This window comes from Nitrospirota bacterium (assembly GCA_016194305.1).
GTDB lineage: Bacteria > Nitrospirota > Nitrospiria > JACQBW01 > JACQBW01 > JACQBW01.
On sequence record JACQBW010000033.1, the window covers coordinates 1 to 25,916 of the forward strand.

General features: G+C 46.4%; 25 protein-coding genes. 12 read left to right on the top strand and 13 right to left on the bottom strand.

Annotation, left to right across the window (positions count from 1 at the left end; all coding sequences use genetic code 11):
* Positions 1-171: 171 nt before the first annotated feature.
* The 4 genes from HY200_09605 to HY200_09620 form a co-directional block, all read right to left on the bottom strand.
* Entirely contained in the window at positions 172-348 is a 177-nt protein-coding gene (locus tag HY200_09605) for a hypothetical protein (protein ID MBI3595199.1), read from the bottom strand.
* Positions 349-512: 164 nt separating this feature from the next.
* Entirely contained in the window at positions 513-4,106 is a 3,594-nt protein-coding gene (smc, locus tag HY200_09610) for a chromosome segregation protein SMC (protein ID MBI3595200.1), read from the bottom strand.
* 136 nt (positions 4,107-4,242) lie between these two features.
* Complete coding sequence (rnr, locus tag HY200_09615; protein ID MBI3595201.1) at positions 4,243-6,270, bottom strand: ribonuclease R; 2,028 nt, start codon at positions 6,268-6,270, stop codon at positions 4,243-4,245.
* Positions 6,264-7,247, bottom strand: coding sequence for a ketoacyl-ACP synthase III (locus HY200_09620; GenBank protein ID MBI3595202.1), 984 nt, complete (start codon positions 7,245-7,247; stop codon positions 6,264-6,266). The genes rnr and HY200_09620 overlap by 7 nt, the downstream gene beginning before the upstream one ends.
* 133 nt (positions 7,248-7,380) lie before the next feature.
* Here HY200_09620 and bamD point away from each other — a divergent pair, with 133 nt between their 5' ends.
* The 7 genes from bamD to HY200_09655 all read left to right on the top strand — a co-directional run bounded on the left by bamD (position 7,381) and on the right by HY200_09655 (position 11,964).
* Positions 7,381-8,139, top strand: a complete 759-nt coding sequence (bamD, locus tag HY200_09625; GenBank protein ID MBI3595203.1) for an outer membrane protein assembly factor BamD — start codon at positions 7,381-7,383, stop codon at positions 8,137-8,139.
* Positions 8,140-8,159: 20 nt separating this feature from the next.
* Positions 8,160-8,804, top strand: coding sequence for a bifunctional precorrin-2 dehydrogenase/sirohydrochlorin ferrochelatase (locus HY200_09630; protein MBI3595204.1), 645 nt, complete (start codon positions 8,160-8,162; stop codon positions 8,802-8,804).
* Positions 8,794-8,955: a hypothetical protein gene (locus HY200_09635; GenBank protein ID MBI3595205.1), complete on the top strand. Its 162-nt coding sequence runs from the start codon at positions 8,794-8,796 to the stop codon at positions 8,953-8,955. The genes HY200_09630 and HY200_09635 overlap by 11 nt, the downstream gene beginning before the upstream one ends.
* 19 nt (positions 8,956-8,974) lie before the next feature.
* Positions 8,975-9,919, top strand: coding sequence for a DUF692 family protein (locus tag HY200_09640; protein MBI3595206.1), 945 nt, complete (start codon positions 8,975-8,977; stop codon positions 9,917-9,919).
* Positions 9,916-10,359, top strand: a complete 444-nt coding sequence (locus HY200_09645; GenBank protein MBI3595207.1) for a hypothetical protein — start codon at positions 9,916-9,918, stop codon at positions 10,357-10,359. The genes HY200_09640 and HY200_09645 overlap by 4 nt, the downstream gene beginning before the upstream one ends.
* Before the next feature lie 201 nt (positions 10,360-10,560).
* Positions 10,561-11,007, top strand: coding sequence for an NfeD family protein (locus HY200_09650; GenBank protein ID MBI3595208.1), 447 nt, complete (start codon positions 10,561-10,563; stop codon positions 11,005-11,007).
* Positions 11,008-11,025: 18 nt separating this feature from the next.
* Positions 11,026-11,964 (top strand): paraslipin, encoded by a 939-nt coding sequence (locus HY200_09655; protein MBI3595209.1) that lies wholly within the window; start codon positions 11,026-11,028, stop codon positions 11,962-11,964.
* 70 nt (positions 11,965-12,034) lie between these two features.
* On the opposite strand, the gene HY200_09660 is transcribed toward HY200_09655, so the two are convergent.
* Positions 12,035-13,090, bottom strand: a complete 1,056-nt coding sequence (locus tag HY200_09660) for an AI-2E family transporter (protein ID MBI3595210.1) — start codon at positions 13,088-13,090, stop codon at positions 12,035-12,037.
* Positions 13,091-13,285: 195 nt separating this feature from the next.
* The gene (locus HY200_09665) at positions 13,286-13,888 is read right to left on the bottom strand and encodes a hypothetical protein (GenBank protein MBI3595211.1); all 603 of its coding nucleotides are present in this window, start codon (positions 13,886-13,888) and stop codon (positions 13,286-13,288) included.
* Between the two features lie 323 nt (positions 13,889-14,211).
* Here HY200_09665 and pyk point away from each other — a divergent pair, with 323 nt between their 5' ends.
* On the top strand, positions 14,212-15,636 hold the full coding sequence (gene pyk / locus HY200_09670) for a pyruvate kinase (GenBank protein ID MBI3595212.1): 1,425 nt from the start codon (positions 14,212-14,214) through the stop codon (positions 15,634-15,636).
* Between the two features lie 50 nt (positions 15,637-15,686).
* On the opposite strand, the gene HY200_09675 is transcribed toward pyk, so the two are convergent.
* From HY200_09675 to HY200_09700, 6 genes are all read right to left on the bottom strand, one after another.
* Complete coding sequence (locus tag HY200_09675; protein MBI3595213.1) at positions 15,687-16,625, bottom strand: methyltransferase domain-containing protein; 939 nt, start codon at positions 16,623-16,625, stop codon at positions 15,687-15,689.
* Positions 16,622-17,503: an NAD(P)-dependent oxidoreductase gene (locus HY200_09680; protein MBI3595214.1), complete on the bottom strand. Its 882-nt coding sequence runs from the start codon at positions 17,501-17,503 to the stop codon at positions 16,622-16,624. The genes HY200_09675 and HY200_09680 overlap by 4 nt, the downstream gene beginning before the upstream one ends.
* Positions 17,504-17,522: 19 nt before the next feature.
* Positions 17,523-18,338 (bottom strand): DUF2156 domain-containing protein, encoded by an 816-nt coding sequence (locus tag HY200_09685; GenBank protein MBI3595215.1) that lies wholly within the window; start codon positions 18,336-18,338, stop codon positions 17,523-17,525.
* A 128-nt stretch (positions 18,339-18,466) separates the two neighbouring features.
* A complete protein-coding gene (locus HY200_09690) occupies positions 18,467-19,000 on the bottom strand; it encodes a YkgJ family cysteine cluster protein (protein ID MBI3595216.1) in 534 nt (177 codons plus the stop codon).
* Complete coding sequence (gene folB, locus HY200_09695) at positions 18,997-19,368, bottom strand: dihydroneopterin aldolase (protein MBI3595217.1); 372 nt, start codon at positions 19,366-19,368, stop codon at positions 18,997-18,999. Before folB ends, HY200_09690 begins: the two co-directional genes overlap by 4 nt.
* A gap of 5 nt (positions 19,369-19,373) precedes the next feature.
* On the bottom strand, positions 19,374-19,700 hold the full coding sequence (locus HY200_09700; protein MBI3595218.1) for a (2Fe-2S) ferredoxin domain-containing protein: 327 nt from the start codon (positions 19,698-19,700) through the stop codon (positions 19,374-19,376).
* A gap of 200 nt (positions 19,701-19,900) precedes the next feature.
* On the opposite strand from HY200_09700, the gene HY200_09705 reads away from it, so the two are divergent.
* From HY200_09705 to HY200_09720, 4 genes are all read left to right on the top strand, one after another.
* Complete coding sequence (locus tag HY200_09705) at positions 19,901-21,781, top strand: HAMP domain-containing protein (GenBank protein MBI3595219.1); 1,881 nt, start codon at positions 19,901-19,903, stop codon at positions 21,779-21,781.
* Positions 21,782-21,860: 79 nt separating this feature from the next.
* Positions 21,861-23,810 carry an acetate--CoA ligase gene (acs, locus tag HY200_09710; protein MBI3595220.1) on the top strand — a complete coding sequence of 650 codons (1,950 nt, stop codon included), beginning with the start codon at positions 21,861-21,863 and terminating at the stop codon, positions 23,808-23,810.
* 21 nt (positions 23,811-23,831) lie between these two features.
* Positions 23,832-24,104, top strand: a complete 273-nt coding sequence (locus tag HY200_09715; protein ID MBI3595221.1) for an acylphosphatase — start codon at positions 23,832-23,834, stop codon at positions 24,102-24,104.
* Between the two features lie 91 nt (positions 24,105-24,195).
* Positions 24,196-24,924: an SDR family oxidoreductase gene (locus tag HY200_09720; protein ID MBI3595222.1), complete on the top strand. Its 729-nt coding sequence runs from the start codon at positions 24,196-24,198 to the stop codon at positions 24,922-24,924.
* Between the two features lie 12 nt (positions 24,925-24,936).
* Here HY200_09720 and HY200_09725 read toward each other — a convergent pair whose 3' ends face one another.
* Entirely contained in the window at positions 24,937-25,905 is a 969-nt protein-coding gene (locus HY200_09725; protein ID MBI3595223.1) for a GDP-mannose 4,6-dehydratase, read from the bottom strand.
* Positions 25,906-25,916 lie beyond the last annotated feature (11 nt).

A 25,916-nucleotide genomic window follows, 5' to 3' on the forward strand; every position in this document is an offset into this window, starting at 1 on the left:
CCGTCGGGTGAGTTTTCAACAAGGATGCGGTACTTTTGTTCCAGATCTGAAAGATGGAGATCTTTTTTCGACATCGTTTGCTTACCGTCTCTAGAGGTAGTCCAAACAATAAATAAGCCTTGAAGGAATTTTCCTCCAAGGCTCTACCAACCTGACCTCGTTCAAATCTCTTTATTTATTTTTTGATGATTTCAGGATGACACCCTTCAGACGCTTGGTTCCATGATAGAAGTGATCCTTGATATATTCTCTTCTTGTCCTTTCTTCGTAGTTCTTTTCAAATAACTGCTCACGATCCAGGATCGCGTCCATTCCACGATCTCCAACGCGCCCGATTGACACTTTCATACGAGACACCCCCATATCATTTTGCCGTTTCAACATTCAAGGAAGAACCACTGAAAAAGATTCCTTCTTCCAAAAATGATTCAACCGGCAACGTTTCTATTAGGATCCGACGACGCATCTCAGGGTACCAGAGTTTTTGAAATTCTGTCAAGACTTCTCGCGTTTCAGGAAATGACCGGCTGCAGTTCGCCACTTTGTTCCGCCTGATTCATCCTGACCGATATCAGCTTCGATATGCCAGGATCTTCCTGAGTTACTCCGTACAGGATATCTGCAATTTCCATCGTCCTTTTATTATGGGTAATCACAATGAATTGTGAATGGCCTGTCATTTTTCGTAAAACAGTCGTGAAACGGCGAATATTCTCTTCGTCGAGAGGAGCATCAATCTCATCAAGAATGCAGAATGGGCTTGGGTGGATGAGAAATGAGGCGAAAAGAAGTGCAATAGCAGTCAGCGCCTTCTCCCCTCCGGATAACATGGATACATTTCTCACTTTTTTCCCCGGCGGCTGAACGATGATATCGACTCCGGATTCAAACGGATTCCCATCGTCAAGCAGAATCATCTCTGCTTTTCCACCTTCAAAAAAGGAAACAAAGACCTCCATGAATTTCTGGTTGAGCGTTACAAAAGTTTCGTTAAAAAGAGTTCGGGTCGTCTTATTGATCTTTTGAATCGCCTCCTGAAGAGAATCCACGGATTGGGTCAGGTCCGCCTCCTGGGATGAGAGAAATTTGAATCGTTCCTCGAGTTCCTTGAACTCATCAATCGCAGTGATATTCACCGGCCCGATCTGGTCGATCTTCTGTTTCAATTCAGACAAATTGGTCCTGGAAAGCTCCCAATCCAGTTCCTCATATTCACCCTCCAGCGCTTCGGCAAGACTTTTCTGATAATGGAGTTGAATGAACTCATCCAGGTGTTCTTTTTTCAGGCGGATTTCCGTCCATTTCAAATCGAGTTCATTCTTCCTTTTCGACACTTCATCGATCTCTTTTCGGTTTAGTCGAAAACCTTCTTCCTCGCTTCTTAACATTCCGGCCAATTCTCCATGTTCTTCCACGAGACGGCTTTTGCCGCTCTTGAGGGCATCAAGAGAAACAAGTTCTTCAGAAATCGCCAAAAGGATCAGCTCCTTCTCCTGATGCGCTGTCTTCTCCTTATTCGCCAGATTAACGCAGATCTCTTCTTTCATGGCAATTTTGGCACGGGTATCAGTCTGGCTGGTCTCCAATCCTTTCAGATTGAAGCCGAGATGAATGGCCTGGTTTTTCAAGGTATTTATTTCTATTTTGATTTCAGTTAACCGGCTTCCTGCCTGTTCCTTTTCTTCCATGCTTAACTGAAGCGCCTCCTTCAATCCGGTAATACTCTCGTCCAAACGAGACCTCGACTGTTCCTTGACCACCCTTTCTTCAAGCAACAGCTGGTATTCCCGATCAATCTGAGTAAGAATTTCTTCCCCCTGCTCAAGTTCCTGCCGGTATTGTAACTCACGCTGGGATAACCTCTCACAATCATGTTTATGTTTTTCGATCTGTTTGAGCTGGGTCGCTTTCTCAATATCCAGTTGATGGAGAGAGCTATCCAGCTCCTTTCTTTCTTCTGAAGATTTGGCTGACACAGCCTGAAACCGCCCGCATTTCTCCTCCAGCAGGAGAATCTCCGCTTTGAGGTCATTGACTTCAATCTGGCGCTCTCTCATTTCTCTCTGGCGTTGAAGAAGTCCTTCTCCCCCGTTATCCTTCGAACCGCCTCGTATCGTACCTGATGCGCCAAATACCTCCCCTTCCAGCGTCACAAACGTAAAAAGGCCCCTCTTTTCTCCCCAAAGCCTGCTCGCGACTTCCATGTCAGTCACGATGACAACCTGTCTTAACAATCCTTCGACCACTTTCTCAAAACCAGGGCGAACAGTGACCATACTCATGGCGCTTCCTAAAATCTGGTCATTTATTTCATCCCATTCCGGGACCGACTGCTTGGCATGATCTCTTATTAAAAAAAGTCCCTTTCCCAGCGTTCTATCTTTCAAAAACTGAATTAACCGGATTGCCTCCTCGGGTGAATCGATCAGAATCCCCTGCAGCCGTTCGTTTAATACCGATTCGATGGCCTTTTCAAATTCAGGTTTGACCTCGATACAATCTGCAAGCGTGCCCAGAAGGGGTGACGCAAGCTCGCCCCCTTCTTCTGCCTTCAATAAGGCCCTGATTCCCTGAAGATAGCCCGCCCTTTTCTTCTGAAGATCCACCAGGGATTCGAAACGGGCCCGGGTAGAATGAAGGGCCTCTTTCCTCTCGGAGAGGACTTGCTGGGCCAGCTGTATTTCGGACTGAAGCTGACGGATCTCTTCATCGAGTTTGGACAGTGCCAGATTTTTTTCATCACACGATTCGGTAACCTGCGCCGATCTTTTGAATTCCTCTTCCTCCAGCTGTTTAGACTGCAAGTAAAGCTGATGGACTTCTTCGCACTCTTCCTTCGCTTTCTCAAGCCTTTTATGGACCTCTTCTCTTCGAGAACTTTGTGTCGCCATGCGAGCCGAAATGGCTCCCAGATCCGTAATTAATTGGTTAAGGTTTGAATGAGTCGTTTCGTATTCGATCCGGTGGCGATTGACCTTTTCAACAAGAGCGTAATCCCGTTCCTCCTGTTCCTTGAGAAGTTGAGCCCTTTCATTCAATAGGCCGTGCAAGGCAGCTTCTTCCTTTAACAATACGAGCTTTTTCAGTTCAAGCTCTTCAAAATGGGATTGATCTCTCCCCTTTTCAATCACCGCCTGACAGGCTTGCTCTCTCCACTCGGTCGTCTGCGAATCAAGAAGGGCAAGTCGCCCCTCTTTTTTCTGGAGCTCTCCCTCTTTTTCATTGACGGTTTGATTCAATCGGTTCAGCTCGCCTTCTTTCCCGGCAATTTGAAGCCGAAGCTGTTCGATTTTCAGATCCGTCTGGGTGAGCCGGGTCTGAATGGATATGAGTCGATTTTCGTATTCCGTCAGCTCCTTTTTAAGAGTCGTGGCAGAGGATTCCAGAGTTTTCCCTTCGAAAACAGATAAGGCAAGTTCCAGGTGTCGCATCTCTTTGTAAACAACCTGGTATCTTTCCGCTTTTCGGGCCTGGCGGTCCAGGGAGTTCATCTGTTTCTTAACTTCTGCCATGATATCCCGCACTCGTAACAAATTCTGCTGGGTTGAATCGAGCTTGCGGAGCGCTTCATTTCTCCGGATTTTGTATTTCGCGATCCCTGCAGTCTCTTCAATAATTTCTCTTCTTCTCCCGGGAGATGAATTCAGGATTTCATCCACTTTCCCCTGTTCTATAATGGTATGTCCTTTAGCCCCCGCACCCGTATCGATCAGAAGATCCCGGATATCTTTCAATCGACAGGGAATCTTGTTGATCAAATAGTCACTCTCCCCCGATCGGTACAATCGACGGGTAATCGTAATCTCCTGGTATTCGCTGAAATCGCCCGATAACTGTCCTGTTGAAATATCTCCCAGTGTTAAGTTCACTTCTGAAAGACCGAGGCTTTTTTTGTTTTCGGTGCCATTAAAAATGACATCTTCCATTTTTTCACCTCTGAGGGTCTTGGCGCTCTGTTCTCCCAGAACCCACAAAATCGCATCCGCAATATTACTCTTGCCACATCCATTGGGACCGACTACGGCCGTCACCCCTGGCTGAAACTGAATGGTAGTCTTGTCACAAAAAGATTTAAAACCAAGGAGTTCCAATTTTTTTAAAAGCATCTCATTTCTCTCCCAAGAGGTTAATTTGGCTTGACATTTTTTAACATGATTAGATTTAAAAAACAAGAAAAAAACACAACAGGAAGGGGGCGACTGGCACCAAAACACTACATATAGAAATAAGATGCGATCAGACCTATCTTTTTGATTCTTTGGTCCTTTTTCGGTTTTCAGGCCTCACTTTATCAGATTTTCCTTTTTCAGGAATTTCATCCAGCAGGAGGAAGCGAATCTCTCTTTTTTCCAAACTGACCCCTTCGACTTTTATTCTGATAATATCTCCCAGACGATAGACATTCCGAAATCGTGCGCCGATTAAGGAGTGTTTCTTGGCGTCGTAAATATAGTGGTCCGTGAGAGACGAGATGTGAACAAGTCCTTCCACAAAAATATGATTCAATTCGACAAAGAGTCCGAAGGATGTGACACCGGTAATGTGTCCTTCAAATTCCTGGTCAATTTTATTGTCCATAAACCTGACTTTCTTTAATGAAACCACTTCACGCTCCGCATTCACGGAAACCCGCTCGCATGCCGAGCAGTGCGCTGCAACCTCAGGCAATCGTTTCTTGTAATATGAGATCCGCCTGGGCGTAAATTCCCTTTTTTGGGCCTCCTTGATCAAACGATGGACCATCAAGTCGGGATAACGACGGATGGGAGACGTAAAGTGCGTATAGAATTCTGCCGCAAGACCGAAATGTCCCGGATTCTCAGTCGAATAGACGGCCTGTTTCATCGATCGGAGCATCAGATGATTGATCAGTCTCTCTTCCACTTTTCCTTTCGCCTGATCTAAAATTTCTTGAAAGGATTCAGGAGTCACTTTTTTGGGAAATCCCTTTAACGAAAATCCCAGGTTCAGTATGAAGAACTGGAAATCATTGATTTTTTCAGCCGAAGGCTTTTCATGGATTCTGTAAATAAATGGAAGGCCGAGATCGGCCATATGTTTGGCAACTGTTTCGTTTGCGGCAAGCATGCATTCTTCAATGATCCGATGGGCCAGATTCCGTTCCTCTTTCAGAATTGAACTAATTTCCCCCGAAATATCGATCAGGATCTGAGGTTCCGGAAGATCAAAATCAATACTTCCTCTCTCTGATCTTCTGTTTTTTAATAGCAGTGCAAGCTCTTTCAACAAGAACAGCGTATCAAGTATTTCTTTTTTCCTCAATGATGAGCGGCCCGAACTGTTAATGATTTCCCAAACCTCGGTATAGGTCATGCGAGCCTGACTATGAATGACACTTTCAAAAATCTGATAGCTTGTTCGATGTCCCTCTCGATCGAATGTCATTTCAACCGAGAAGGTTAATCGGTCGACTTGAGGATTCAGACTGCAGATCCCGTTTGAAAGCGTCTCCGGGAACATGGGCACCACTTTGTCGGGGAAATAGACCGACGTTCCCCGTTCATAGGCCTCTTTGTCAAGCGGACTACCAACCGAAACATAAGTGCTCACATCGGCGATATGGACGCCAAGCTTATAACCGCCATCGGCAAGGCGATTTATGGAAACGGCATCATCAAAATCTTTTGCATGTTCGCCATCTATCGTCAAAATGACCTCCTGACGAAGATCGCGTCTCCCATCCATCATGTCGGGCGTGGTCTCTGTGGGAATGTGACCCGTATCAGATAGAACTTCCTGCGAAAAATGAGACGGAAGATGAAACTCCTCCATGACCATCGAAGTATCCAGCAGTGGTACATATGCCTCGCCCAGAATTTTTATAATCTTCCCTTCCGGACCTTTTTCAAATGTCGGATAGGACGTGACTTCTGCGACGACCATCTCTCCTGTACGGGGTTTCAGGTTGTCCAAGTGGGGAATGAAAAGGTCATGGACCATCTTCCGGTCGTTTGGAACAACCCATCCCTTTCCGGATTTCTCCGTATATTTTCCCACGACATGGGCATGGGCTCTCGCCAAAACCCGGATTATTTTGCCTTCAGGCTTTCCTCTCCTGTTTTTTCCTTCAATTCGGACCGATACACGGTCGCCATGCATGGCATCAAGCATCTTGTGACGGGAGATAAAAATATCGGACTGACCGGCATTTTCGGAAAGGACGAAACCGTATCCATCGGAATGGGTCTGCAATTTCCCATCAACTTCTCGGCTGGTCTCTTTATTTTTCCTTCTTATCTTTCTCACCATCGATACAACGCGGAAGCCCAGGTCACTCCTCCCCCAAACGAAGCGAATAGGAGGAGATCTCCGTTTTTTAATTTTTTCTTTGAAACCGCCTGATCCAACGTAATCGGCAGGGAAGCCGATGACGTATTCCCGTATTTTTGAATCGTCATTTCCACTTTTTCTCCCGGAATACGATATTTTTCGATTATTTTTTCAAGTAACCGAAGATTGGCCTGATGAAAGATAAAACAGGCGATCTGTTCCATTTCAATTGCCTGGGATGCAAGCGCCTCATGAATCGCCTTTCCAAAACAGAGAACCGCGCTTCGATAAACCAGGGTCCCCTTCATTTCAAGATAATGAAGGCCCTTTCGAAGCGTTTCGACCGAAGGCGGTGTTCTCGATCCTCCGGCACGAAGCTGGATATAGTCATGTTTTGTTCCGTCGGAATGAAGATTAATCGAAAGTATTCCTTCTTTTCTTTTTGATTTGGACAATACCACGGCTCCCGCACCGTCTCCAAACAAAATTGAAGTGCCGGAATCGCGGAGATTCAACATGCGGGACTTCACTTCGCTGGCAACAACGAGTGCATTTTTGGACCGGGTCTGTTTCAAAAAATTTTCGGCGATCGACAATCCAAAGAGAAAGCCGGAACAGGAGGCTTGAATGTCAAAGGCCGGAATCATCTTTGCCTTCAAATTCGCCTGGAGGATGCAGGCTGTAGAAGGAAACATCATATCGGGAGAGGTCGATGAAAGGACAATCAGATCAAGTTCCTTTGCGTCCAACCCAGCGTTATTCAGGGCGATTCTGGAAGCGCGCGTCGCAAGATCCGAGGAGGCCTCTTTCTCCTGGGCCCATCGCCGTTCATGGATACCGGTCTTTCTGACGATATCCCTTTCCCGGATACCGAAATGACACGCCAGATATTGGTTTGAAATTACCCTTTCAGGAAGGGAAGAGCCGGTTCCCCGGATCTCGATACCACTCTTCATTCGCGCATTATAACATAATTTTTCTCTAGAAATACGGGTCTCCCAAATTGAAGTGAAAGTCCATGCAAAGGATGAATCCTGCATGGGGAAAAATTAAATTGAAGTTTTGCAGTGGATTTGTTATTTTTTTTAGATGAAACAAGATTATCCTAAAATCTTCTCTTTCCGGGTCGCAAATCGCTTTCTCCGCTTCGTCATCATGACGTCAGCACTATTCTTGGTGATCGCATGCGCTTCAACTCAAAAGGACGAATTGGGGCCGGAACTGAGAAACCTCCTGGGAATCGATGAATCGCCTTCGGAACCGCCTAAAGAAGATCTTGAAAGAACTTTTGACGCAAACACGCTGATCCGTCAGGCGGAAAATCACTATGCAAAGGAAGAATATGAGACGGCACTGGTCGAATACCAGCGATATCTCGACCTGCATCCGATCGACAGACTTGCTAATTTGGCGCGGTTCCGTATTGGATTATGCTATTATCATCAAATCAGGACGATCGACCGGGACGTCGAACCGATGCTCAAGGCACTCACGGCATTTCAAAACCTCGTTAAAGAGTCTCCGCAAAGTCTTTACGCCCAAAAGACAGAACCCTACATTGCAGAACTGAAATCCCGACTTTCTGAGAGGGAGTATTATATTGGCTATTTCTACTATAAAAAGGGCTCCTATCCCGCCGCCATCGCCCGCTTGGAGTCATTATTGAAAGAGTACCCGGATTCAGGCAAAGCGGAAGACGCACTCTTTTACCTTGGAGCGTCTTACCAGAAGTCGGGCAATAGCGAGAAATACAAGTCCTTATTCGGGGAATTGATCCAAAAAAATCCCAAGACCCGATATCGGGAACAGATTAATCGCATTCTCGCCGACTCTTCTCCCCTCTCCTGATGCGTTATTATCCCATTTTTGTGAATCTTGAAAATAGGATCGTGGTCGTTGTCGGGGGAGGCACCGTCGCAGAAAGGAAGGTCGTATCTCTGATCGAAGCGGGCGCAAATGTGGTTGTCATTAGCCCTGAATTGACGCCCACCCTGTCTGAAATGGTTAAGTACCGCCAGATTCATCAATTCCAACGGAATTATCAGACTGGCGACCTCAAAGGAGCTGCGCTGGTCATCGCGGCAACCAACTCATTCGACATCAATCAGAGTGTCGCAGAGGAGGCAAAGACACTTTCTCTTTTTGTGAATCATGTCAATTCTCCGGACCATTCCACATTTATCGTTCCTTCCGTCATTTCAAAAAAAGATCTTCAAATCGCAATTTCAACGAGCGGCCAGAGTCCTGCGCTGACCCGGCAAATCCGGATCAAACTGGAAAATGAGTTTGGGTCGGAGTATGACGTTTTTATCGACCTGCTCAGCCAGGTCAGACGTCAGCTGCATAAAATAGCGGTACCGGAGGAAAATCGGTCTGCCATTTTGAATAATCTGGTTGAGTCTGATATATTGGATTTGCTAAAAAATCAGCAAAGGGAACGTGTCTTACAAAGGGTAAAGGAGATATCTCCACAGACTCCGATCAAATTTAAGGTAGTTGAAGATGTTATATAGCCTGGCACGCGCTCTCCAACTCATTGGTCTCGCGATAACCCTGGTCGTGATCATCCTTTTTTTTGACTCCAGCTATAAAATGGGGTTTCTGATGTCCGGTGCTGTCACTGGAATTGTGACCTTTTATGCGGGCTGGTTTCTTCAACAGTAATCATTCTCCGGCTTCTTAAATGAAAACTCAATCTGAAAAGTATATTCAATTGATTCAATCGATACCCTTTCATGGAATCGGACTTTCGGTCGATCTGCACGTACCCGATCTTTTTGAATTGATCTCCCGACTTAACCACGCCGGCCTTGCATTCGATTACCTGGAAGTTTTCAGAGGTCCGGTCTCCCTATTGGCACCGGTCCGAAAGGTTATCCAGAAGATTCATCCTCTCGAATATCACGCCGACTCCCTTTGGTTTACGCAACCTGAGTTTTTTCAAACTCCCTGGGAGAAGGAGTGTCGTAAGATTATCCAGGACACCTCAATCCTCAAATCTCACTGGGTGACACATGAATGCGCGACCAAAGAAATTTTCGGAAATTTCTTCGGAACCTATCTTCCTCCGCTGTTGACCCGGATGAGCGGTGAATTAATTGGCCGGCAGAGTGCATTTATTCAAGACTATTTATTTTCCCACTGGGAGGATCAGGACGTCCTTCCTCCGCTTCTCCTGATCGAAATTCCTCCCTTTTATTCATTTGCTGTGGGTGATCTGACTCTTTCGCATTTTTTCAGGATTATCTCAGAGCATTCCCCGTGTGGATTTCTACTGGATATCGGGCACCTTTACACCTACTTTCTTAGCTCTGGTTTGAAACATCGAATCTTGTTTGAAAGCTTTATCGAAACTTTTCTCGACGAATTTCCACTCGAAAGAGTCGTTCAAATTCACCTGGGAGGCTTAAAAGTATATCATCAGGGCTATCAGGATCATCATGGTTCACCTGTGCCAGAGCTCTTATTTGAGTTCCTCCCTCTCCTGTTGGGCGATTCCAGACTGGCTTATTTAAAGGGAATTGCGCTGGAGGTGGATACCAAAGAGATTGATCTGATTCTCACTGAATATGCCCGCTTTCAATCCCTCGGAGCCAAATGGTTAGATCTCAGGAAAGTCCCCGATTGAATAACGAAGAATCTCTCCAAAAACAATATTTCGATTATTTTGAATTAATTATCGGGCGGACCGAATATCATAAGAGCTCCCTTGCCTCAATGGTTCGGCTCGAAAATCAGGACGCGCTTCATAACTTTCAGCGTGACTATTTGAAGGATCAAATTCTGAACTGGAGCGGAATCATCGAAGAAATTTTCAGCAATACGGTCACGGAATTGAAAAAAGAGGGGATCGACCTAAACAAGTTTGTCTCTTTCTTTCACCAGGAACCTCTTTCTCTGAAAACAGAATACGACTTCTTCAAGATAAAACTCGATCGGTTCAGAGTCTTTGTCACCCAATGCGCGGAATGGACTGAACCGGCCACCCGGACAAGACTCCTGGACATCGTCGATCAGGAATATCACTCCTGCCGGAAAGCATACCTCGCATTTAATCCACCTGATTAAATGGGTAATCCACTCTCAATATCTTTCCAATCCGGCAGAATATTGAGAACGGATGGCAGGCTTTCTCTGTTAGAGAAAGTGATTGAAAAAAGGTTGAAAGAAAGAATTTAAAAGTAATAAGATTTCTCAAACACAAGCTCACCGGATATCAGGTGGCGTTTTCACGATTCACGAATCAGAAAAGGAAAGAAGGAGGCAGATTTGAAAATTTCACATCCGGAATTCTGGCTAATTGTGGGTATGATCGGTCTGATTCTCGAAGTGGTGTCTGGGGGTTTCTGGATCTGTTTTCTTGGATTGGGCGGGCTACTGACAGCCTTGCTGGCCTGGTATTCGATTTTACCCGGGCTGGACGCCGAGATCTTATTTTTTGTCGTCTCGTCGGTCTTCCTGCTGATTACCTTACGAAAAGCGATCGTTTCACGTTTTAATAAAGGTTCGGCAGGGAAACAAATCGAAGATTCTACCGGGCAGGTACTCCAGGTCACGAGAGAAATTCCGGTCGGCGGTGAGGGGCAGGTTGAATTTCAAGGAAGTCCGTGGGAAGCGCTTTCCGAAGAAAAAGTGTCGATACCGGCAGGATCCAAGGTGAGGATCGTTCGGCAAAAAGGATTAAAAATATGGGTCAAATCATTCGAAGATAAGTGAAAAATAGCGGGAGGATAGATGACGATTGGATTAATTTTACTGGTGATTCTTACATTCATTGTTTTCGCAGCCGGCGTCTGCACAGTACCTCAACAATCGGCCTGGGTCGTTGAGCGGCTGGGGAAATACCACGCTACTCTCACGGCCGGATTAAATTTTATCATCCCGTTTGTCGATAGTGTCCGGTACAAACACGTGATGAAAGAGATCTCGATGGAGATCCCCGAACAGGTCTGCATCACCAAAGACAATGTCCAAGTGGGAGTGGACGGTGTCCTCTTTCTGCGAATCATCGACGCAAAACTCGCTTCCTATGGAATAGGCAATTACATTTTTGCTGTAACGCAGTTAGCCCAGACGACTTTAAGAAGCGAAATTGGTAAAATAACGCTCGACAAAACTTTTGAAGAGAGACAGAACATTAATATGCTGGTTGTCACGGAACTGGATAAGGCCACGGAGCCCTGGGGAGTCAAGGTCCTCCGCTACGAAATCAAAAACATCAATCCGCCAAAAGATGTGCTCGGAGCGATGGAAAAACAAATGAGAGCTGAAAGAGAAAAGCGGAGCCTGATATTAACCAGCGAAGGAGAGCGGGACGCAAAAATTAACAGGGCCGAAGGGGACAAACAACAAGTCATCAAAAATAGTGAAGCGACTAAGCAGCTTCAGATCAATGAAGCCGAAGGACGGGCCGAAGCCATTCTTTCGGTTGCCAGGGCAACGGCAGAGGCGATCAGACAAGTGGGTCAGGCCATTTCAGGTCAGGGAGGAATGGAAGCAATCAATCTCCGGGTGGCGGAACAGTGGGTCGGGCAATTCGGGAACATTGCAAAAGAAAGCACGACATTGATTCTTCCTGCGAACCTGGGCGAGGTAGGCTCCATGGTGGCTACGGCGTTGACCACCATTAAAAAAGTGTCAGGGCTACCGGCTCAGGAAATACCTAAATCCTGAAAACAGTGAAGAAGTCTCGTGTTGGAAATTATTTCTGAAATTCCAGGGACCAGGCTGGAGCTCATCTCATTTATTCTTTCGAGGTATGTTTTTCAGTCACGGGGTCTCGTCCGAGGAATGTCGCGATCCATTGTGTGTCTTTGCCACCCTGGCAGGCATACTTTAGCGTGATGGTAAAAGGGATGCAGAGTACCATTCCGATCGGGCCCAATAAACTTCCCCATAATACCAATGAGAGAAATACAACCAAAGTAGACAATCCCAGTTTCTGTCCCATAAACCTGGTTTCAAACACATTGAACAGGATGAAATTAATCACGATATAGCCAGCTGCTGCAAGGGCCGCGTATCCTACCCCGAGCTGGATAAGAGCCAGGAGTACTGCAGGAACCGCAGCGATCGTTGAGCCGATATTCGGGACATACGTCAACAAAAAGGCCAGGAATCCCCAGAGAACAGGAAAATCGACACCGAGGATTGCCAACCAGATCGCAATCAGAATTCCCGTGACCAGACTAATAAGCGACTTGATCACCATATACCGTTTAATATCATCGAAGTATTTTGTGAATCCAGGAAAACTCTGTTGGGAATGGCCTAGAACTGTTCGTAACTTGACAGGAAAACTTGACGCTTCAAGCAAGATGAATGTCACAGTGAGCAAAATGAGAACGATGTTTTTAAACGCCATACCTAAATCCGTAATCATGCGAGCGGTAAAATTCATCACGGTTCCGGGATTGACAGTTCCAAGGAGCATTTTATCAATTCCTCGAATGCCTGCTTTATCCAAAAATGCCTGGATCTTCAATACCTGTTCCTGCAAATGAGCCTGGTAAGCAGGAAGCTTGCTGTAAAAGCTATTCAAGGACACCCCAACCACGCTACCCATCATCAGAAGGATCAAAATCATGCATGAAATGACCAGTAAAACTGCAACGACTGAGGGAATACGTTTCCGCTCGAGCCAGAGCACCGGCGATGTCGCGATCACGGCAAGGAAAACCGCGACAAGTATGGAGACCAGAACCGACTGTGCCTGATTGATACCTGCGACAATAATGACGAGCGCTGCCGCATTAATAAGGATTCGCGTTCCTCCATCCAAAGCGACCTTATCCATCATAGGGAAACACCTCTTGATTAGAATTTGAAATGAATGGTTCGATTCGACAAGTACTGGAATACGAGGGATCATATTCCATCTCTCTCATTCGTGCAAGAATTTTGGGATAGCGTGGATACACCTGCAGGCTTCGGGGAAAGGGATCTTTGAAATAAACCGTGGCAAAAAAAAACGGAAGACAGCTGCCCATTGACTTTAAAGTTCAGATGACCGGAGTTTTGCACGAATCGCTTCCAAATCCTTTTTATAGCGACTGCCATCTCCGTAATCCAGAAAATCCCGATACCGTGAATGGGCTCCTGCTACCGGACGGGCATGTTTGATGGGACAGAAATATTGTTCTGTTCTGGACGCAATCTCGCGCGCATAAGCGACCAATCCATTGGCATAACCACAGTAATTGCAGTTAAGCCTCTCAATGCCGTTGAGGTAACCCAGTTTTCCCCGGTCCAGCACCACGTACCGCTTACGATCCACTTTTGCAATACGATACACGGGGAAACAGATCGTCTGGTAAACCCAAATCCAGAAGTCCAGCAGAATCAGGGGAATAAAGAGGGAATAGAGAACCGGGGCGATCAGAAGACTGGCCAGAGAAGACTCCCACAAGAAAGCGATGACACCCTGTCGAAACTTTTTATGGAGGGTCCTCGCCTCTTGTTCGAAAGCGATCTTCCCTGTTTCAATTCGGTATTGGAACCTGAGATGTTGTTCTTTGATTCCCCTTTCAATTTCCCTTTCAAGCTCTTCTTCCAACAGGACAATCCTGGACACTATTTCTGAAATTTTGTTTTTCAAAAGGGCCTTTCTTTTGCGAGTTCATTGAGGCGGTCGGGATAAACTGGCAAAGGACTAAAGTTTGTAGGTTTTTCGATCATTTCTTCATTTTAGGCCTTTAATTAGGAGAATAACACTCAATTTGAGAAACACCATCATCCAGCGCGTTCCTTCAGTGCGGGAACCATGCCGCCCGGCTTTCTGGAAAGCTCAGTCAATCAGGTATTCAGACTTTCAATACCTTTGAACGAATCGTCCACCTTCAATCAGGTTTACCTTGTGAACTTTCCCGAAGTCTGGTAAAAGAAAGTCTTACCCGATCAACCGCGTGATATCATAAAAGAATGAGGAATACCAAAATTGTCTGCACAATTGGTCCGGCGATATCCAGTCAAAAGATGCTGAGAGGTATGATTTCCGCCGGAATGGACGTTGCCCGGTTGAATTTTTCTCATGGAGATCCACGCCAGTTTGAAAAATGGATACAGATTATTCGAGAAGAAGCCGCTTCTCTGGAAAAGACGGTTGCGATCCTTCAGGATTTACCTGGACCTAAAATACGGATTGGAACCGTCAAGGCGGGGGAAGTTCTTCTCAAATCCGGATCCAGGTTTATTCTGAGAACCGAAGCCGACGAAGGATCAGAAAGATCTGTCCGGATCAATTACGCCAGACTTCCCGGGGAAGTTGCAGTGGGCGATCCGATCTTTATAGATGATGGTCATATCCGGTTGAAAGTAATCCGAGTCTCTTCCAGCGAAATTGAAACCGAAGTGATCGCGGGCGGAAAACTCAGAAGCGAACAGGGTATCAATGTTCCCGAAACAAATCTTTCAATGCCAGCAATTTCACAACACGATTTAAGTCAACTCGATTTCGGCCTGGCACAGGATGTGGACTGGGTAGCACTTTCATTTGTCCGAAAAGGTGAAGATGTCGAGGAGGTAAGATCGTATTGTCAGGCCAGAGGAAAATATCCTAAACTGATGGCCAAAATTGAGAGGCGCGAAGCCATGCTTCATCTGGAAGAGATTCTTCGCAGCAGCGATGGGGTCATGGTGGCGCGGGGTGACCTGGGGGTAGAAATTCCAGTGGAGCAGGTCCCTCTGGCCCAGAAAAAGATCATAGAATTAGCCAATCGCATGGGAAAACCTGTCGTAACGGCCACTCAAATGCTGGAATCGATGGTCGAGCAGCCCTGGCCGACACGCGCGGAGGTTGCAGATGTAGCCAATGCAGTGTTAGACGGAACAGATGCGGTCATGTTGTCCCAGGAGACCGCTATCGGGAAATATCCTTTACAGGCTATTGGCATTATGGATCGTGTCATTTTGGAACTGGAAAATCATCGTAAGAAGAATCCCCAGGAAGAAAGACGAAAAGATCAGGTCATGGAAATTTCGGAAGGAGTGACCAACGGGGCCTGTTATATTGCAAATCAAATTAATGCAGGTGCAATTGTTGCGGTCAGCCATTCCGGCAAGATCGCCCAACGCCTTTCTTCAGCGAGACCTCATGTTCCCATCGTCGCTTTGACCGATGACAAAAGAGAATGCCGGCAGCTTGTCATCTATCGGGGGATCTTTCCGCTCCTTTTAAAAGACCTGGCAGGGATTGATCAGGATCCCAAATCCATATTTGACCTGATTCAGAAAAAGGGATTGATCCGTCCCGATGAAGCCATTATCTTCACGGGAGTCCTCTCAGCCAAAAAAACGGAGTCCGCGAATTTCATACGGGTATTTCATAATGAAAAATTAGAAGGCTGACTCTGTCCTTCTAACGTGTCTAACCTCTTCGACAGCAGGAATCTTTTTTCTTATTGGTTTTTTTTTCTGAACCGGGCCAGCCATTCCTTGTCTGTCCGCCTGGGATGTGAGGTCGCGCACGGCTCCAGAACATTCAGAAGAAAATGGGATGAAAATCGACTCCGGATCTCCTGAACAGTGGTGCCAAATGGAGGTCCGTCGATATTTTCGATATCGTAGAATAACGCGAACAATTCTCCTCCCGGCCGTAGAAGCCGATGCGCGCTCCGGACATAATCGGCTCTTCTAATCGGTTCAATCGCGCAGTAACAGGTCTGTTCCAAAATTGCGTCAAAGGACTCCTCGTACCGGGACGGAAGATCCAAGAAATCCGCCTGTGCCAAATGAGCGGAGAGCGCCGCTTCGGAAAGTCTTTCTTTGAGAATCTGAATGGCTTCGCCGGTGAAGTCAATCGCAGTGACGTCAAATCCTTCCCTGGCAAAGTAGAGTACTTCGTGCCCTTTTCCTGCTCCGGGGATCGCCAGGCGACCTTTGTTCATTTCACCCTTTTGAAAGAGACGAACAAATGGAGGAGAGGGTTCGCCCAGATCCCATGCGGTATTCTTTTCCTGGTAATACTGACTCCAGCTTTGGTCCTGTAAAGGTGCGTTTCCTGTCGTGGGACTTCGAAAGGTCTGCACCATTTCTTTTAAGAAAAGGCGGATTTCATCGGTCAATTCGGGCTCCCTTTCACCCGACGGAAGGATCCAGTGGACCTGTCGCAAGTTGGAAGAAATCGTGCGGGGGGGCTGGTCCGTCTGATCCGAAATGGTCACCAGAAGATCCGGTTTCTCCAATTCGTTCACGGATTCATTTTGAACCTCGAACGTGAAAAGATCTGATTCCTCTTCAGAAAGACTCTCCCATGCCAGCCGGCTTAAGCGGGTATTTTCAGGCGACGAAAGTTGAATTTTGAATCGACCCGATGCAGAACCCTTGCCTATTTTCACGTTTTCAGCTGGGCCATCTGTTCAACGACTTGCACCAGGGACGCAAAATCGAATTCATCCAGACCCTGGGACCTTGCGAAATCAAAAAGTCCATCGACGACCAAGGTCACTGGCAGTGGAACTTCAAGCCTTCTTGCTTCGACAACGGCAAGCCGGATATCCTTGGCCATATGTTTAAGCGAGAAATGCGTTTCAAAATCTCGATTGAGCGCGGCCTCCCCCTTCATCTTCAAAAGGGGAGAGGCCAAGGCGCTCTGATTTAATACTTCAAGGATCCTTTCGGGCGAAAGGCCTGCTTTTCGACCAAGTGTAAATCCTTCAAAGAAGGCTTCCATAGCTCCCGCCATTGAAAGGTTATTGACCAGTTTCATCATAGCTCCCTTTCCAACTTCACCCATATGGACAATCTTCTTGGAAAGCGGTGTTAAAACCGGAAGAAGCGTCTCGAGATCATCTTTTTCCCCGCCCACCATGAGCACCAGTTCTCCTCTCGCGGCGGCCAATTTACTTCCGGTTACAGGGGCCTCCAGAAAATGAGCTCCCTTCTGGTAAAAAGCATGCCAGAGCCTTTTTGATGTATTCGGATCGATTGTCGTCATATCGACATGATAGGCGCCACGACGGATCCCCTCAAGTACACCCCCCTTTTCCAGAATGACCTCTTTGACGGAAGCGGGATCCCCGAGCATTGTTATACTGACATCGCATTGTGATACCGTCTCGGAAGGCGTTCTTGCCTCTATTGCGCCCAGAGATATCAACTCCCTGGCTTTGCCGGGGGTCCTGTTATAGACTGTCAGATGATATCCGGCGCCGAGGAGCCTCTTGCACATACCGGTCCCCATGATCCCCAATCCCAAGAATCCTATCTTTCTCATACGGAATCTCTCCTCATTTTTACTCAATACGCCTCTGATCCAGAATATAGGCCGGGGCCAAAAAATCGGGAAAGTACGATTCCTTGACTTTTCGCAAGGAATCCAGTCCGGAGTCATCCATCACATTAATCCAATGATAGCGGTCCATTTCCTCACAAAAAGTTCTGAAAATATACTGCGCAAGACCTTTGACTGAAAGCTCGGTCACTTCGGCAATCACGATCAGTGTGGATGCGTTTAGTTCCGCACCGAAAATATATCCCCTGATTTCCGATTCAATCCAGACGACGCGTCCAATCAGGCCGAGCATTTCGAACTCATTCATCATCCGCTGGTGAGCCTTTCGGCTATCCTCCAGCAGGCAGGCTTCATAGTCATCTTCCTCATGGGTTAGGTTCCTTTTCTTCTTCTCCATCCATTGATCATAGAGCTCAAGACAGCGGGTGAGATCTTTCGTTGAAAAAGGAAGATAGCGGGGTCGATGTTGTTTTGTGAAGGAATTGAAGGGATTTCTCTTTCCCTTATAACGGTTACCTTTCAACTCGCTCAATTTTAACCTGTCATAAAGGTAATCCCAGCTCTTTAATTTCCTGTTAAATCGCCATAAATCGAGATCAGAACAATCCGTCAAGTCCAGATTCTCAATCCGGCCGTTGAGAGGATCGTCATTCAGCCGGTTCAACATTTCAAATGCCGTTGCCGCCGTTTCTTTTAAAGGGACCTCCCCGAGAGGAGGAATCGGCATATACCAGAATCGGTCATAGCGAGCAAACAGGTAGTAGACCTGATTTTGAACCGACCAGAAATAGTCAAAAAAGTCTTTCCAGACCCAAATTAACGGAAAGGACTGGGCAGAAAGGAAAGACCTTTTTTTTTTAACAGGTTTTCAAAAAGAGATCTTTCTTCGAGCGACAGCGGAATTAGACCTGCTATTTCCTTTCCCTGTTGATCCATATTCCCCGTCTAAATTGCACCCAAAATGATGACATCATCCTGGAAGGGTCCGATCAGGTCCATATTTTTCTGAAACGTTTCACGATACGGAGGAGTTCCGAGAAGTTTTAGCAACTCCATTCCGTAAGCTTCGACGACGGATTGATTCAAGGGATCCCTGATAAAGGGGCATTTCGTGTCGATTCCAAGTACAGTCTCCTCGTTAGTGATACTTTTCATGACAGCAAAAGGGTAAAGGCGACAATCTAAGGGACGGTCTGGATAAATTGCGCACTCCTGAGTTCTCGGATCAAAGGAAGGACAGATACACCCTTCCTGATGACCCGGGCTCACCACATTCAGAGGAAATGGGATGAGTTGAACCCGTCCGACGTTGCCCGACTTGAATGCATCGGGAGACAATCCCGCTTTGATCGCCTGTTTCACCTCGTCGGAGGTAAAATAGGGAGCCAGGGGAGAATCCGCCTCAGGGAAACGACAGCAGATGTCACACTGTAGACAGAGTTCAGAGGGAACCATGGATTCAAATCGGAAATTTGTCATCCTGACATTCTTAGAATTTCAACTGCAAAAAAGCCTTTAATCGCTTCGACCGGCGGAACGGACTTTTTAAGCAAAATCTTGACGCTCCTGATCTTAAACCCTTTTAACAATTCCGACGCAATCTCCTCCGCCATCGTTTCAAGTAACACAAAGGATTTTGATTTGCCAACCGAAACAACGAGGTGGGACACCGCTTCATAGTCCACCGTCTCTTCAAGACGGTCCGAACCGGCCGCGGGTCTCAAGTTCAGCCCAAGCTCGACCGAGACTGAAAATCTCTGGAGGGCACTCCGCTCTGAATGAGGAACTCCGCAGTGCCCTAGAAATTCGATGGCATCAATCAGAATCTTATCTTCGGAGGCGGGCATCTTCTTCAGGAGATATTCCCTCGTTTCATCGTCTGTTGCAGCTGAAAATGGAGCAGGTTAGTCACCACTTCACCTTCCACAATATGTTTATCGATTATTTTTTTTACTGATCCGAGTTCCACATTGCAATACCAGGTTCCCTCCGGATAGATCACAACATTCACACCATATTTGCATTGATCGAAGCACCCTGACTTATTAACCTTTACATCGCAATTAAAAAGCTTTCTTTCCATCAATTGTTTTCTGAACTCCGCCCTGATCTCCTCTGATCCCTTTTGAAAACAATCATTTCCCTGGCAGACAAAAATATGCCTTGAATATGCTTCCATCCTATTTTTCCTATTCCACATGCTCTTCTTAAGTTTTGCTGATTATACCTGAGCTTGTTTTTCTGTGCAATGGCTTCATCTGGACCGGAGATCCATCCTCCGCTGAGGGATGGATTTCATTCCACAATGTCGGCTTGTTTAATCTCTTTTTTTTAAATACAATATGGTTAATGGCCTGTTGAATAATATGGAAGATCCCATTGACCCGTTTCTTTAAACAGCTCCCAAAGTTATCTTCCGTCTCCACGATTATCGCCCTGATCATCTTGATCGGAGGCACTTTTTTCGCGCTGATAATCGCAGGATTCTCGTACCGCATTCAGCATACGGCTGAAACGGAAAGTTTTCTAAGCAGTGCCCATCGGATCACTGATCAGATGGGAAATTTCGCCGCGATGCTCCTGAAGAAGAAGGACACTCCCGCTCTCCAGAAAATGATTGAACAGTTCGGTCAGGAAGATATTATCTTCTTTTCTGCGATCCTGGACAAAAATCTCAAAGTGATTGCTTCCAAACAAAATGGAGTGATCGGATTGCCGATTGCAGACCTTTCCAGAAACTATTTTCGGAATGACGAACTTCGACAGGCCTTTCTTGAAAATAGAGGAGAAGTGATTTTCAAGCCAAAGGAAAATCTTTTTGAGCTGGTCTCTCCAATACGCCTAAACCAGAATGGACCGGTTGAATTTATCCTGGTTACGACTTTCCTGGACAGCGATGTCTTATCTGAACCGAAAGCCCGCTTCTGGTCGTATCTTAAGCTGGCTTCAGCTTTAACCGCCGTTGCCATGATCATTTTTTACTTTTTACTCCGCAAAATTATTGCCTTGCCGCTGAATCGACTGATCCACGCAACAGAAAGACTGGGGGAGGGAGATTTAGGCATTCAGATTCCCGTCAAATCAAACTATGAAATTAGAAAATTAACCAAACTCTTTAATCAGGTCTCCCAGTCGCTTGCAAGTCAGCAGAACGCTCTCAAGGCCTCTGAAGAAAGGTATCTTAACATTTTCCATTTCTTTCCTCTCCCGCTTGTCCTGATCGATGCCAAAGGGACCATCCTGAATGTCAATTCTGCCTATCTCTCGCAAAGGAAAAGTCCCATCTATCTTAAGGAATGGAACCAAAAACCCGTCATTGAAATTCCCTTGATTCAACTGGGTCTTTTCAAAAACGAAATTCGGCAACTCCTCGAAAAGGGAATTCCTTTCAAGCTCTGGAAAGTATCCGTACCGATCAAGGAAAGAACGAACCCGTTAACCTTTAATATCAGTGGTATGCCGCTGTTTGATGCCCAGGGCCGGTTTGATGGAGCCATTCTCGCGATGGAAGACATCACACTTCAGCACAATCTTGAAAACCAGCTTATCCAGTCCCAAAAACTGGAAAGCCTCGGAGTCTTGTCAGGAGGCATTGCCCATGATTTCAATAATATCTTAACGGGAATTCTGGGATATGCCCAACTCCTGAGAGAACAACTCCCATCAGATGATTTCAGCCAGAAAGCATTAAAAGTAATTGAGAAATCGTCATTTCGGGCCAGGGATCTGGTTCAACAAATGATCGGTTTTGCAAGCTGGCATCCCCTTTCCAAGGCAAGAATGGAGGTGAATGCATTCGTGTTTAATGTCAGTGCTATTTTTCAAAAAAGTCTCGATAAAGAAATTCTGATCCGAACGGAGCTTTCTGACAAACCATTTTGGATCATGGCAGACGAAAATCAGCTTCATCAAGCACTTTTGAACCTCTGCATCAATGCCAGGGATGCCCTCCTGAATGAGGGGGGCCAAATCAGAATTCGGACTGAACATAAAAAGCTTCCCCTGGAATCAGACCTGGCCATCTTGAGGGATTATGTAGAAATAACGGTTCAGGACAACGGGGTCGGAATTGAAACGGATATTTTGGAACATATTTTTGAACCCTTTTTTACGACAAAAGATGTCGGGAAAGGGACGGGCCTCGGATTGTCCGTGACCTATGGTATTGTCAAAGCCAATGACGGGAAAATTACCGTTTCTTCGGAACCCCAAAAAGGAACTTCCTTTACGCTCACTTTCCCCCTGCTGAATGAAGTGTGACGTTGTTTTCACTCCTTAAATTATATATAATCAGGCCGATTAATTCCGTATTTCCTGATAACCTCGTAGGAGTCACTTTATGGCCTCCATGGATATTGAATCGCATCTAAAAGAAAAGCGCGTCTTTAAACCGTCTTCTCTCTTTTCAAAATCGGCCCATATTAAGAGCTTAAAAAACTACAAAGCACTTTATCAGCAGGCCGAGAAGAATCCGGAAAAGTTCTGGGGAAACCTGGCCAAGGAGCTTGATTGGTTTACACCCTGGAAGAAAGTACTTCAGTGGAAAGAACCTTTTGCGAAGTGGTTTGTCGGCGGAAAATTGAATGTTTCCTATAACTGCCTTGATCGCCATATTAAAACATGGCGAAAAAATAAAGCGGCTATTATCTGGGAAGGAGAGCCCGGTGATACGAGAACGCTCACCTATCAGGAGCTTTATCGCGAAGTCTGCAAGTTTTCCAATGTCTTGAAAAAACTGGCCGTTAAAAAGGGAGACCGGGTGGCGATTTACATGCCCATGATTCCGGAACTGGCTATTGCCATGTTGGGTTGCGCCCGGATTGGAGCAACCCATTCGATTATCTTTGGAGGATTTTCTTCCGAAGCGCTTAAAGACCGTATACTGGATGCGGAAGCGAAAATCGTTGTCACAGCAGACGGAGGGTATCGAAAAGGAACCCTCGTCCCTTTGAAGGAGAATGTGGACCAGGCGCTCAAGTCAGTTCCATTTGCGGTTAAAGTCATTGTATATCAAAGAACACAAACTCCGACTCAGATGCTTCAAGGAAGAGACTATGACTGGAATGTGCTCATGACAGAGTCGTCCGAACAATGCAAGGCAGAGAAACTCGATTCGGAGCATCCCCTTTTTATACTCTACACCAGCGGTACGACAGGTAAACCGAAGGGCGTCGTTCATTCTACGGCCGGTTACCTTCTCGGCGCTGCGATTACCAGCAAATGGGTCTTTGACCTCAAAGATGAAGACACTTACTGGTGTACTGCCGATATCGGCTGGGTGACCGGTCATAGTTATGTCGTATACGGCCCCCTTGCCAACGGCGCGACCACCCTGATGTTTGAAGGGGCTCCGAACTATCCCAAACCGGACAGGCTTTGGCAGATTATTGAAAGATACAAAGTCAATGTCTTTTATACGGCTCCAACAGCGATTCGAGCACTGATAAAAAGCGGCGATGAATGGCCCCTGAATCGTGATTTAAGCAGTCTGAGACTTCTCGGAACGGTTGGTGAGCCGATCAATCCGGAGGCCTGGATGTGGTACCATACCGTTATCGGCAAGAAACGTTGTCCCATCGTGGATACCTGGTGGCAGACCGAAACCGGTTCAATTTTGATTACCCCCCTGCCTGGAGCAACGCCAACCAAACCGGGATCAGCCACACTCCCCCTCCCGGGAATTATGGCTGATGTGGTCAATAAGGCCGGAAATCCTGTTGAACCCAATCAGGGGGGCTATCTGGTCATCAAGAGGCCCTGGCCGAGTATGATGAGAACCATCTACAAAGATCCGGAAAGATTTAAACAACAATACTGGTCCCAGTTTAAGGGAATGTATTTCACCGGAGATGGTGCAAGGCGCGATAAAGATGGCTACTTCTGGGTTATGGGCCGAGTCGATGATGTGATCAATGTTGCAGGGCACCGGTTAGGAACCATGGAAATAGAAAGTGCCCTGGTCAGTCATTCCGCGGTTGCCGAAGCTTCAGTCGTAGGAAGGCCCGATTCTTTGAAGGGAACCGCGATTGTAGCGTTTGTAACATTAAAAGCCACTTCCAAGCAGAGTGATGACCTTAAGAATGAATTGCGCCAACATGTCGTAAAAGAAATCGGCGCCATTGCAAGACCCGACGAAATCCGATTCACGGAAAACCTTCCCAAGACAAGGAGCGGAAAAATCATGCGCAGGCTCCTGAGAGATATTGCAGCTAATCATCAGACACTGGGAGATACTTCCACGCTGGAGGATATTTCCGTACTGGCGAAACTTCGGGAAGATGAAGAATAGAACCAGGAGTGACTGTAAGGGATGATGAGACAACATATCCTTGTAACAGGTAGAGTGCAGGGCGTCGGATATCGAAAATTTGTTGTCAGCCATGCTCTTCGACTGAATCTTTCCGGTTATTGCAAAAACCTCCCTTCCGGAGATGTTGAAATCGCTGTTGAGGGACATTCCGACAAGATCCAGGAATTGATCAGAGAACTTCATATCGGGCCTCCCCGGGCAGAAGTTGACAAGGTGATCGTGACCTCTCCCCTTGCGCTTCTATACGAAACCTCCTTTGTTATTCGCGACTAGAATGATTCAATTGGGTTGCGAATACGTTGGAAAACCCGTTATACTTTTAAAAACATTTATTAATGCATCGGATGAAATAAGGATTGCTTGAATGAAGCTAGAGGGAAAGATTGCGCTGATTACCGGAGGAGGAAGAGGAATCGGAAAGGCCCTTGCAAAGACTTTTGCAAGAGAAGGGGCCAAAGTGGTAATCTGCTCCCGATCGGGTCAGGAATTAAAAGAAACCGAAAAAGAAATCAAAAATGAAGGGAAAGAGGCCTTAATTCACGTTGCTGATATTACTTCAATCCGCGAGGTGCAGAGACTATTCAAAACCATCAAGTCATATTATGGACTGGTCGATATCCTTATTAACAATGCGTCGATACTGGGTCCAAAGACAGACATTCTTTCCTACCCGTATCAGGAATGGCTAAAAGTCATCGATATCAATTTAACGGGTGTCTTTAACGTAACCCAATCGGCATTAAAACAGATGATTTTGAAAAAATCAGGATGTATCGTCAATATCTCGTCCGGTGTAGGTAAGAAAGGAAAGGCACAATGGGGAGCCTATGCTGTCTCCAAATTCGGGGTAGAGGGTCTGACACAGGTTCTAGCCGAGGAGGTCTCTCCGTATCACATCCGGGTCTTCTCATTGAATCCAGGTCCCACGAGAACTCAGATGAGGGCCGAAGCCTGCCCGGACGAAGATCCCATGTCCCTCCCCCCTCCCGAAAAGATTGCTGAAACCTGTCTCGGTCTCGTCTGCACGGGAACTCAGGCCGACTCCGGAAAATCATTTGACGCAGCGGATCTCATGTCCACCCATTCCACTTAGAAAATCAGGGCTTTATCTTTTTTGAATCGCAATCTGATTTCGCCAGTAATTCAATAAGTCTTCCAGTGTCTTTTTGAGCGGAATCGCAGGATTCCAACCGGTCTCCTTTTTGAGTTTTGAGCAATCCCCAATCTGAACCGGCGAGTCAGATCTTCGCATTTTGGTAGGATTGGTCCTGATTTCAATCGGAACTTTGGCCATTCCGAGCAGCATGCTTAAGATTTTGTGGATGGGTACGGCCTCTTCGGAGGAGACATGGTAAACTTCTCCGGCTCTTCCTTTTTCAATTAACAGTCCATAGGCACGAACCATATCCCGGACATCCGTAAAATCCCGTTTCGAGTCGAGATTGCCGACTTCGATGAACGGCTCCTGTAATTTTTCTTCAATTCTGGCAATTTGCCATGCAAAGTCAGAGCAGACGAATTTAGGGCTCTGGCGTGGACCAATGTGATTAAAGGGCCGAACCCTTATGATGGGAAGGTTATAAGCATAAAAATAGTGATATCCGATCAGGTCAGCAGTAGCCTTGCTTAATCCGTAAGGATGAATCGGACGCAGAATTCTCTCTTCCGTCAGCGGCATCTCTTCTTCCCCGGGTATCCCATAAACATCCGCGGACAGAACTGAAAGAATCCATGGATTTAGTCTGCTTCGGACAACGGCTTCGTAAAGATTCATCGTACCGAGTGCGTTGACAGAAAAGGCCTCTTTCGGATTCTGCCATGCATCGACCACAAAGGCCATTCCTGCCAGATGATAGATTTCATCGGGAGAAATCTCCCTGATAATTTGATATATCTCTTCACTTTCCTGAATCAGGCATGGCCGCAAGATCAGTTTTTCTCTTATCCCTTCAAGAAGTCCCAGCGATTCGTCTTCAAGATAGGTGCCATAAACTTCTTTGCCGGTCGAGAGGAGAAATTCCGCCAAATGACTTCCCACAAAACCCGATATTCCTGTAATAAGCACCTTCTTCATCCGCTGGTCGT